1 pseudogene is annotated in these 450 nt (G+C 64.2%); it reads left to right on the top strand.

Annotated features, from left to right (window positions below):
* Positions 1-246, top strand: a pseudogene (locus D7Y13_RS46390) (branched-chain amino acid ABC transporter ATP-binding protein); the annotation flags it as partial.
* Positions 247-450 lie beyond the last annotated feature (204 nt).

The following is a 450-nucleotide window of genomic DNA, read 5'->3' as shown; positions in this document are numbered from 1 at the left end:
CGCCTGTTGCTGCTCGATGAGCCCTCGCTCGGTCTCGCGCCGAAATTCGTCACGCGCATTCTGCAAGCGCTGCTCGACCTCAAGCGCGAAGGCAAAACCATCCTGCTGGTCGAGCAGAACGTCATGGCCTCGCTCCGCATCGCCCATCGCGGCTACGTGCTGGAGAACGGCCGCATCGAACTCGAAGGCCCGGCTGCCGATCTGCTGACGAACGATCGAGTCCGCCAGGCCTATCTCGGGCTTTGAGACGGAACTATCGGTCTGCGATCGGGCGGAGTTGACGGCCCCGGCGAGCCGCTGCAAATCTTGCCCTCCGGTACTGATGCTGTCGCGGGACGACGCGGATCGGTCCGGGATGCCGCTGGAGCCTCCCGACGACGGGACGACCGCCCTCCCCGGCAGACTTTGCCAATTGGGGAACAAGATGAATCGTCGAGACATGCTCAAGGC

Source organism: Corallococcus praedator (assembly GCF_003612125.1).
Classification (GTDB): domain Bacteria; phylum Myxococcota; class Myxococcia; order Myxococcales; family Myxococcaceae; genus Corallococcus; species Corallococcus praedator.
The sequence above is the reverse complement of the archived record's forward strand: the minus strand, read 5'-3'. Positions and strand labels throughout refer to the sequence as shown.